Origin of the sequence: Buttiauxella sp. (assembly GCF_035271705.1) — a bacterium.
Lineage (GTDB): Bacteria > Pseudomonadota > Gammaproteobacteria > Enterobacterales > Enterobacteriaceae > Buttiauxella.
The window spans coordinates 24,331-34,753 of the sequence record NZ_DATERI010000131.1; the positions used below are offsets into that span (position 1 = coordinate 24,331).

Consider the following 10,423-nt stretch of genomic DNA (forward strand, 5'->3'; position numbering starts at 1 on the left):
GAAACACGATGTCCTGACTGTGAAGTCTGGTCCCATTTAGAAATCAGCGTATGGCACTAAAGGCTGCGGAGGCATATCCATATCACCCAGCCAGCCCAACTGCGAGTAGCGGATAAACAGCAACGCATGGCTTGGTGCGTAATCTTCCGCTTGCTGGATATCGACCCCGGCACCAATTGACCAGTGGGTATCGATACGGCGTTCGATTAACGCGCGTACCGTGTAACCAAATCCGTTGCTGCTGCTACCGTTCGTCGAGTCATCGCGGTCAGGATAATCAAGCTCACCGGTTATCGGATCTCTGCTATTCGGCACCAGGCTGGATATCGGATAGCGCCTTCTGGTGTCCGATTTTGAATACGACCACGAACCAGACCCACCCAACTCCCATGACCAGTTTTCCGTACGTTCACGCCAGACAATTGGGATCGCAAACGACACATACTGCTGCGGGCTGTAATAGCCGCCCTGGCCGAGGAAGTAATCACTCAGGTCTTTATCGTAGTGCCAGAGCATGTTGGTCAAACCCACAGTCAGACGGCGGTTATTTTCGTTAATCAGTTTGTAGTAATAGCCTGTCATCAGGCGCACACGCCAGTTATCCTCAACGTTTTGCCCGGTCAGCGAATCAGCGCTCAGGCTTGACCACACCCCGTTGGCTTCACCTTTATCATAATTGGTGCTTACCGCCACACCCGTAGCACGCACCCCGCCCCACACGGTGTCGGTATTCGGATCACGTTGTCCGGCAAACGAGAGCATCGAACTGGAAACAGGGCGACGATGGGCAGTCAGGGTGTAACCCAGCGGGCCGATATCGCTGCTGTAGTTCACGCCTCCGACCACGTCTACCACGTCAAAACCTAGCGGTGTAGTGCCGATATCCGTTTCCCAGGTGTCGTTTTTCCAACCGACGGCAAGGCTCGCGCCATTCGCTCGTTGATGGTTACCGCCTACGCAGGTGTTGTCGTCACAGGTGCCCCAGCGTTCGTTATAGTCACCATTAGTGCTGTTCTCAAAGGCGCCCGCATCCATGCCCACGACGTCAGTACGGAACCACATTCGCCCGTCGCTAAGCGGTGCGTCTACCTGCAACATGGTGGTATGCGCTTTAAGATCTGAATATCCCGGTGTGCCGCTGGAACCCCAGTAATCATGATCCAGGGTCACGTTCACGTCCTGCTGACGATAAAGATCTGCAGCATCGCTGCGCACTCCACGTTTTAGCCAGTCGTCGTTGACATCATTGCGTGTCAGGCGGGTGAAGGTGTCATTATCCACTGGGCGTGTATCCGTCACACCTGAGGAAACCATGGCATCTTTGTAGGTGTCCAGTGCCTGATCCGGCTGGTGATTCGCAGCCTGGAAACGCGCGGCATCACGCAGTACCAGCGCATTGTCCATTGAAGGAGGCTGACTCTTGGCCGTCGGGATAATACGTGTGAAGGTAAGCTGAGCCTGTTCGTTATCGCCAACAGCAGATTGTAGGTTGGCTATCCGTCGCTCGGTATTCACCGACAGCGACTCCTCAGCCGGAGTCTGCTGCAGCAGCACCAGTTGTTCACCAGCAAGCGACTTATCACCCTGAGCGGCGTAATTTTCAGCAAGACCCAGACGCGCTTCGGTATTTTTCGGATCACGCTGTAGGACCTGTTGGTACAGCTCTTCGGCAGAACCATTATCGCCTCGCTGCATAGCCCAGTCGGCGAGGGTCAAATCAACGCGGTCAGAAGGTGGCTGCTGTTTTAAGAGTGCGACTGCTTCTGCCTCTTTGCCGCCTTCACGCAGAAGATTGGCGGTTTCTATCACGTTATTTGACTGTAGCCGGTTGGCCAGCTCAATGATGTTGTCATTCCACTGATTGCGCGGCAATGTGTTGAGGTGCGTCAGCGCCGCCGTATCCTGATTTTTTCCCGACAGATATAACCCGCTGGCGTAAACCTGCTCCGGGTCCGTTGGGCGCTGTTGCGCTAGCTTACGCATAAGGGCATCAGCTTCGCTGTGCTTACCCACCGCATAGAGGTCTTTGCTAAGACGATAAGTGATCCACACGCTTTCCGGATCGAGCTTCAGACGCAGGCGTTGCACCTCGACGGCTCGCGCCCATTGCCCCTGGCTTTCCAGTGCCGTGGCCTGTTGTTCAAGACGATCACCTTCAAGGCTACGGGAGATGTCATCAATGCTGCGCTGCTGGCTGGCTGAAAGACTCTGGATAAAGGCCGTAGCGCGTTCTGGCGACTGGCGGCGGTAAATGTTCGCCAGTCCGCGTACCGCATTACTGTTGCCGTTATCCATCCGCAACGCCTGCTGATAAAAACGTTCGGCAGCCGCATCGTCTTTGCGAGCAGTGGCAACGTCACCCAGTCCAAGCACCGCGTAGCTGTCAGTGTTATCGACGGCCCTGGCCTGCTGATATTTTTGCTGCGCATCGGCCAGATTGTTCGCTTTAAGCTGCTCGTCGCCCTGCTGTATTAACAGCCAGTAGCGGTTGGTTTGTAGCAGGCTGTCCCATTTGCCACGGTTATCACTGTCAGGATCCATCTGGATCGCTTTTTCAAACTGCGCAATGGCACGGGCGTGATTGCCCTGCTGAGAATACGCCTGGCCTAACGCTCCAATCGCCTCACTGTCATCATGATTCGTAGCCAGCGCTTTCTGCAGTTGCGGAATAGCTTTATTGCCGCTGCCGCTGTTGACATCAGCCAGGCCTTGAGATCGCGCTTTAAACGCCGGGTCGGAGAGCTGTTTTTGTTGCTCGACAAGTTGGGTACGTGCACTAGTGACTTTTTCACCCTCGCTGAAATTTCTCAGAAATCGCTGAAGCGCAGCGACACTGGCTTCGCTTGTGGGCATGTCATCGATTTGGTCATACCAAATTTGTGCCGCATCCTGATTGCTGTTATTAGACTTTGCCATCTGCTCAAGCACCGCAAAACCTTCTTCACGGCGTCCGTTAGCAAACATCAAACGCGCAAGGTTACTGCGCAGCTCGGCATTTCCTGGATTGGCATCGTTCAAGGCTTTGAGTTTGTTAATTGCCTGAGTCTGACTTGATGGATCTTTGGCCATCAGCGTCCAGTATTCCACCGCCAGGTCACCCGACGGAGGAATACCGTTGAAAAGTTTTTTATACGCCGCCAGGGCTTCTTGTGTATGCCCGGTCGTCGCGAGCAAACGCGTCTGCTGTAACTGCTGGCGCCCTTCTGGGGTCGAAAGGGCCATCGTCGTCACTGATTCCTGGTATGCCGATGATGACGGGGCAATATGTGACAAGCGGTCGAGCTGTTTTTGGGCCCCGGGGGTGTCGCCCTGACGCAGCAGATAGCGCAGACGAGCGGCAATAACCTCCGGATTATTCGGGTCAATTAACTCCAGGCGATTCAGGGACTGGCGCACCAAATCCTCACGTTTGCTGCTTTCACCCAACCGCACCTGATCCAGCAACTGCTGTTGCGGCGTCACGGCGGCCCAGGCAAGCGGCATTAGCGCCAGGCTAAGAGATAAGCTAATAATATTTAATGAGAATTTGCGCATACTTGGCCCCAGTTCGGGATTAACTCACCCTGAGCATTAAAGCGAAAATATTTCTGATCCCATCCGTGACCAAAAAGCGTTAAAACGTCGTTGTAATAGGCATCGCCCTGTGGCTGATATTCAAGCACTCTCTGACGCTGCACGTCCTGTGCTTTATTGCCCTGTAAGAAAGGGAGTAACGATGCGGAAAATCCCTCCGGACCATCACCCTTGCTCTCACCCGTTTCGACACTGATGTGTTCTGGAGGCAAGCCGGATTTCGCGGTTGCCTGCGCCATGGGCTGCCAGCGTTTAAGTAGTTGTGCTTTATAGGGATCGTTATCCGCCATCATGCCCGCCCAAAGATACACACGGATTGCGTCATAGCTGCCGACCAGCGGCTGTTCCGGTGCTAAATCCCAGCCTTTACCCTCAACCCACTCCACCCAGTCAGGCGCAAAACCTTTCGGGGACGTTTCAAGCAGCAAACGCTGATTGGTATCACGCATCGACACCCACGGCCCGCTGTAACGCGCCACGCGGTTTAAGACCTGTGGTGGTAAATAACTGGGGTTAAAACGCCAGCGAGGAGAATGGCTAAAGCCATGCTTGCCGGGTAACAGCATGTACCCCAGACCTGGCACCTTCGCGACTTCCTCTTTTGCCACGCGCTTTAACAGTCGTTGACCAAGCCGCGAATAGCTCGGCTTATTCCACAATCTGCCTGCTTCAAGAAGGCTCCAGACTATCCACATGTCCGCGTCACTGGCTGAATTCATATCCAGCACGCTCCACTGGTGCTCATCGTTGCGCCCCCACAGCCAGGCGGGGAGATGATCTTTAAGCGCGCCCTGGGCAAGATTGTTTTCTGTCCAGCTAAGTAACTGCGTAAACGTTTTCGGGTCATTCGCCACAAGGGCGAAGAATAGCGCGTAGCTCTGCCCTTCAGAGGTCGTTATTTTGCGTTCATCCGAAGGGTCAATCACCCGCCCCTCATCGCTGATGTACGCTTTTTTAAACTGATCCCAGGCAGGCCAACTGCACGCGGCCTGCCCGGTTAGAGACACTAACAACAGCCCGGCCATTAGCACCCCGTTCCAACATTTCATCAGCAATTACTCATTATCCGGATCAATACGACGACGGCTCAGGATGCGCAGGAGACGCCACAGAACCCAGGCCAGCAGCACGACGCTTATCAGAGAAAAGAACGCCAGCAGCACCGGATGACTGGAAAGCGCATACCAGATACGTTCAAACCATGGTAAATGGCCGACGTAGTAAACATCCCCTACGCGAATACTGTTGACGCCAGACTCACGAATCACCGAAACCGAGCCGGACAACACCGCACGTTTACCACTGTCGTTCAGGGTGTTAGTCAGCAGTTGGTAACCACGCGGGCTATCAGCTAGCAGCGCAACCACACTGCGTTGCTCGTTATAGGGTGACTGGAAACTGACTATTGCCGCCATTGGGCCCTGTGAAGAAATGGTCGTTTGCACATCAGCTTCGCGGTCGATTTCGTCGACCATCACGCTTTGCAAAGCAGACTGCCGCTTCGGCATTTTCACCCAACTTTTTGCCGCCTCGACCAACAGATCAACACGTTTGTCGTCTTTGAGTTTGTCAGGAATAGTGCCGATAATCATGATGTCGGCATCTTTACCCTGAATCGTGTTGGCATCATCGGTTATCGTCATATTGATCGCCGGGAAGCCCGTCTGCGCGCCGATGGTACCCAGCGCATCAAGCATCGCCGTCACCTGTGCGGGTTTCGGTTCTTTGTTCACCAGAATGACCGACTGAGACAAGTCGGCCATGCGGCTGAACGGGAAGCCTGCGTTGGCAAACGAACGTAGATCCGGCATCGCAATAAAGTGATAATAATTTGAGAAGTCGATAGTTGATTCTTCTTCAATCACCACTCGGTTTGGTACCGGCTGGAAGGTAATACAGTTGTCAACAGAACCGCCAGGCATCGGGTTCATGTAAGAAAAATCAAAACTCAACTGGTTAACCGCTCCGAGACTCAATGCAGGAATGGCGACATCATTTTTACCATCAAGCAATCCTTGCAACACCGGCAAACGCAGCAGCAGTTTGTTGCTGACCTCATTTGGCGTGAGGCTGAATGAGCGCACTAACTGGTTGTTCAGGCTGACGTCCATGTGCGAGCTGTCTTTGATTGGCGGCGCGGTATAGCGATATTTCAGGTCCATATTGATACCGCTACTGCGCATCAAGTACAAATCTGGCGGCAGGTTGAGCTTGACGTTGATCGCCGATGGATTAAGACCCGTTGACTGCAACTGCTCTTCATAGCTTTTCAGCTCGCCAAAGGTAATCGGGCGGTCGGTACGTACCCAGTTCGGCGCATCGTAAGGTTTTCGTGGCAGCAATGGTTTGACGTCATCAACGGTGACGCTATTGCCACGGAACAGCACGTTGCCCTGCGCAATCCCTTTTGCTGCCTGAAGCAGGTCTTTATCGTCACGCCCCAAAAGCACCAGCAGTTTTACATACGGATTATCCGGGTGACTTATCATCTCTACCGTTGGCGCATTGACCGGTGGGTGATCACGCAGGAAATCAGGGCGCTTATCGTTAGTAGCAAACACAATGCCATTACGTTCCGGCAGTTGGTTATAAAGTACCGGGAACTGCTGGCCGCGCCATGCGGTACGCGAACCAAACCAGGACGCAATAATCCCCGCCGCATGCTGCTGTGCAGTGTCTGGCGTACCGGCAAAGACTATTGGCAGCACTAACGGACGATTGTCGCGACTGTCAAAGAATGGGAATGGGAAGTTCGACAGGTCGTTTTTTACCTTAAGCGTCAGGTAGGTCAACGCCAGAGAACTGTTGCGCCCCACGGACATCCACAGAGTGGAGCTGGTCGGGTTTTCGCAGGTGCCGTGGTAGTGCCCAACAAACTCCAGGCGCACGCGGTTAAAATCGGTGATGTACAGTGGGTCGATTGGCATCTGTGCGAACGTTTTCTTGCCCAGTTGCTCTTTGGTTACCGGCAGCACGCCCATCAATTCTTCATTCAGATAGACTTTAAGCTGGGACTGTCCAGGCAATAACGATGGCGAGGGGGTGTATTCCAGATTCAACATCGCTTTTGAGACGATTTCGTCACTGCGCGTGCCAAATTCCACCGAACCATTTGGGCTTGCCCCACGTAACTCCATACTCCCAGGTGGCGGTGCGATTTGTGCGAAACTCAGTTTCACCTCTCTGGAGGGCACACTTTCCGTAACAACAGGCGCGTGAGCACGAGCAACCCCAGGCATGGCCTGCTCGATTGCCTGTTCACCCACCGCTGGTGCCGAATCGTCAGCCGATTTTTCTGGCACAGGAGCATCCATAGCAGGTGCTACAATCGCTGCCTGATCGTTGGGTGCCACCTCATCGGCAGCATTTGCCATCATCGGTAAAACGTTAATGCCAAGAGCCACTGCATATAACCAGGATAGTTTTCTTTTCATCGCGTTTTCATCAAAGTTGGGCCAATGCAGACACGGTCCGCTGTTCTGCCAGGTTATTCCCCGGGCTACGCGGAATAAATGACACAATCCACTCCACCAGCAGAGTGGTAGAGTGGAAAATAAATTTCAGTGATTGCGGTGCAAATTCCGCCAGATGTCGGTAACCCCGGAACCCCAGTTTCATGATATCGAGTAGGCTTTCCAGTGGCTTATCTTCCGGGAAGCTGTCCTGCCAAAGTGCCCAGGTATCAGCCCGGGCAAAAGTACATTGAATAAAATCGATATGCTGGCGAGTGGTCATGTTCACGAGTTTCAGGCCAACCTCTGAGCCAAATACACGCATAACCTGAGACGGGAAGAAGTACTCCTGCTGGCCGCGTTTGAGCAGCAGATTCACTTTTTGCCCTTCCAGCACTCTGGCCGGACCGTGAATTTTGATCCCCACCCCACCGTCAGAGTAGTCATGTACAGTGCAAGCGAACAGATGACCGTCTTCACGAGCAACCGCCGCAGGCATGGCAATTTCAACGCGATGTGCACGTCTCACCTGTTTACTTTCCACCGACACCGCTACAGCACCGCCAAGGATAACCAGATTGTAGAACACCCAGAGTAGGCTCACGACCACCGTCAGAATTTCGTCTTCCGGGCCGAAGAAGAAGCGCCAGATACCGAATGCCACACCCAGGAGGTTGATCAGCACCATCCACAGATACGGACGACTGATAACCCAGTCGACATACTCCTTTTCCACCAGGCCCCCCTTCGCTGTCACATTGAACTTGCCCTTATGCGGATTAAACAGCGCCACCATAGTCGGATGCGCAATGTACCAGGCCAGCACGGTTTCGTAGATTTCGCTCCAGAAGGAGTGGCGATACTTTCCCTGAATCTTCGAGTTGGTCAGACTGGCGTGAATCATATGTGGCAGAACAAACAGCGCGATCATCAACGCCGGGGCGAAAATGATATAGGCGTGCAGCAGCAGGAAAGCCAATGGCGCGGTCAGGAAGATAAGTCGCGGAATGCCGGATAAAAAGTGGAGCATGGCATTCACATAGCACAACCGTTGAGCAAATTTGAGCCCTTTACCTAACAGCGGGTTATCAAGACGGAAAATCTGCGTCATCCCACGCGCCCAGCGAATGCGCTGCCCGATATGCGCAGACAGGCTCTCCGTTGCAAGCCCTGCCGCCTGAGGGATACGTAAATAAGCCGATGTCCAACCGCGACGGTGCAAGCGCAGCGAGGTGTGAGCATCTTCAGTCACTGTTTCTACCGCAATACCGCCGATGGAATCCAGTGCCTCCCGGCGGATAACAGCGCAGGAACCACAGAAGAAGGTGGCGTCCCACATGTCGTTACCGTCCTGCACCAGCCCGTAGAACAGCGTGCCTTCATTCGGGGTTTTGCGAAAGCGCCCAAGGTTCCGTTCAAACGGATCAGGCGAGAAGAAATGATGCGGTGTTTGCATCATCGCCAGTTGTTTTTCTTTGAAGAACCAGCCCATCGTCAATTGCAGGAAGGAGCGCGTCGGTACGTGGTCGCAGTCGAAAATCGCCACAAACTCGCCAGTTGCGTGTTTCAACGCATGGTTGATGTTACCGGCCTTAGCGTGTTCATGCGTGGTTCGGGCAATATATTTCACCCCAACATGCTCGGCGAACTGACGAAACTCTTCACGATCACCATCATCAAGAAGCCAGATGTTGAGCTTGTCTTTCGGCCAGTCGAGACCCAGGGAGGCGTAAATCGTACTTTTTACTACGCTCAGATCTTCGTTGTAGGTTGGCACAAAGATATCGACTTCAGGCCAGGTATTGGTGTCTTTGGGCATCGGTACCGGCTGGCGATTGAGCGGCCAGATAACCTGGAAGTAGCCCATTATCAATACTATCCAGGCGTAGGTTTCGGCAAACAGCAGGACAAGGCCGCACACCAGACTTACCGGATCGTCCCAGTTCAGGGTCGAGGTATAACGCCACCAGATGTAACGACAGGAAACGGTCAACGACAGGACGATGAGCATCAATGCCGAGAAGCGTCCCGGCAAACGACGTACCAGCAAGGCCACGCCCCACAACAACATCATGAAGATAAATTGCGCCACCGGGTTGAAGGGTTGGGTCACGCACAGCAGGACAAGGACCGCACAAAGGATAACAATCACGCTGAGAATAGTTCTGCGTACTCTGTAGTTCAGTTGCCCAAGCTCTTTTTCTTTGTCCAGATGGCGGGTCTGTTGGTTAAAGCGTTCAGGGATTTTATCAAACCAGTTGGACCAGACATTAATTCTGTCCTGGTATTTCAAACGCACCGATTGGCTGTGTTTTGTAGAACCCGCGCGAATGATAAGCCAGAGGGATTGCAACAAATAGCGCACAGCATCCAGCGGACGGGGACGCTTCGGGTTGATATGAGGATAAAGTTGCGCGTGCCTGGCGCGAATAGTGGTCCAGTGTGCATTTTCCAGCGGCAACACAGTCCACGCCAGAAGCCACCAAAAACAGCCTAGTACGGCTGTCAAAAATGGCGTGCCGTTACGGAGAAACAGGCGATAGCGCCCTCCGAGCCGCTGACTGGCGGAGGGAAGCAACAGTCCGTTCGCGAAGCTCCTCATTTTTTCGTCTCTGAATACTGCAGCAGACACCAGTTTGCGAGAGTCATCATCTCCTGGGCGGCAAGAGAATCCTGGCGATACTCGCCCAGCGGCTGTTTCATAGCCACAGATTCAGCCATCGCCTCATCACAATGGATAACAATCGGAACCAGGTTGCGATGGCTTTGCAGCCAGACCTGATAAATATCGTCCTGTAACTGGCTTGCCACCAGCAGGTAGTTCACCAAAATCCGTGACGACTGAGGCAACGTTTGTTGATGTAGGCGAATATGGCAATTGGTGTCCGGTTTAACCACGGTCAATACATTATCAAACTGGCTTAACAGTTGACGTGTAAGGGCATCGTAACCATGAGGAAAGTCCACCAGAATCCATTGATAGCGCTGGCTTGATTTGAGTTCTTCTAACGCATGGATGAAATGGCCGAGCGTTTTGTCGAGGGAAGGTAAAGACAGGCGTTCCACTGAGCTCAACCGCCCAAAAGGCAGAACATCCAGGCGCGGGGTATAGCTCCAGGCTGCACTGTGCCAGTCTGTATTATCCAGCAGCGCACGCGCCCAGCCACCAGGATGCGCGAAATCGATATTAAAATACAGGCGTAGCAAATTATCCGGGGAAGCATCAACGACCAGCACGGATTCGCCCAGTTGTTGTAAAGACCACCCAAGTGCTGCGGTGAGAGAGGTCGTTCCCACGCCCCCACGCAATCCTTGTAACCCAATGAGCGGCATCAGTCCGACTCCCTATTGTTGCGTTAACTCTGCCAGTAATGGCCAGCGTTTTAACGCTGCAGCCA

The 10,423-nt window shown here is 53.4% G+C and carries 4 protein-coding genes and 1 pseudogene; all 5 read right to left on the bottom strand.

What is annotated here, in order from left to right:
• Positions 1-36: 36 nt before the first annotated feature.
• The gene (bcsC, locus tag VJY99_RS12275) at positions 37-3,534 is read right to left on the bottom strand and encodes a cellulose synthase complex outer membrane protein BcsC (protein WP_324118805.1); all 3,498 of its coding nucleotides are present in this window, start codon (positions 3,532-3,534) and stop codon (positions 37-39) included.
• On the bottom strand, positions 3,516-4,622 hold the full coding sequence (gene bcsZ / locus VJY99_RS12280; RefSeq protein ID WP_324118807.1) for a cellulose synthase complex periplasmic endoglucanase BcsZ: 1,107 nt from the start codon (positions 4,620-4,622) through the stop codon (positions 3,516-3,518). The genes bcsC and bcsZ overlap by 19 nt, the downstream gene beginning before the upstream one ends.
• Before the next feature lie 6 nt (positions 4,623-4,628).
• Positions 4,629-7,007 carry a cellulose biosynthesis cyclic di-GMP-binding regulatory protein BcsB gene (gene bcsB / locus VJY99_RS12285; protein WP_324118809.1) on the bottom strand — a complete coding sequence of 793 codons (2,379 nt, stop codon included), beginning with the start codon at positions 7,005-7,007 and terminating at the stop codon, positions 4,629-4,631.
• 10 nt (positions 7,008-7,017) lie between these two features.
• A pseudogene (gene bcsA, locus VJY99_RS12290) lies at positions 7,018-9,732 on the bottom strand (UDP-forming cellulose synthase catalytic subunit); the annotation flags it as partial.
• Positions 9,624-10,358 (bottom strand): cellulose biosynthesis protein BcsQ, encoded by a 735-nt coding sequence (gene bcsQ, locus VJY99_RS12295; RefSeq protein WP_324118812.1) that lies wholly within the window; start codon positions 10,356-10,358, stop codon positions 9,624-9,626. The pseudogene bcsA and the gene bcsQ, both read right to left, overlap by 109 nt.
• Between the last annotated feature and the right edge of the window lie 65 nt (positions 10,359-10,423).

Excerpts from the sequence above, each read along its gene's own strand:
- bcsC (WP_324118805.1), bottom strand. The coding sequence starts at position 3,534 with ATGCGCAAATTCTCATTAAATATTATTAGCTTATCTCTTAGCCTGGCG.
- bcsZ (WP_324118807.1), bottom strand. The coding sequence starts at position 4,622 with ATGAAATGTTGGAACGGGGTGCTAATGGCCGGGCTGTTGTTAGTGTCT.
- bcsB (WP_324118809.1), bottom strand. The coding sequence starts at position 7,007 with ATGAAAAGAAAACTATCCTGGTTATATGCAGTGGCTCTTGGCATTAAC.
- bcsQ (WP_324118812.1), bottom strand. The coding sequence starts at position 10,358 with ATGCCGCTCATTGGGTTACAAGGATTGCGTGGGGGCGTGGGAACGACC.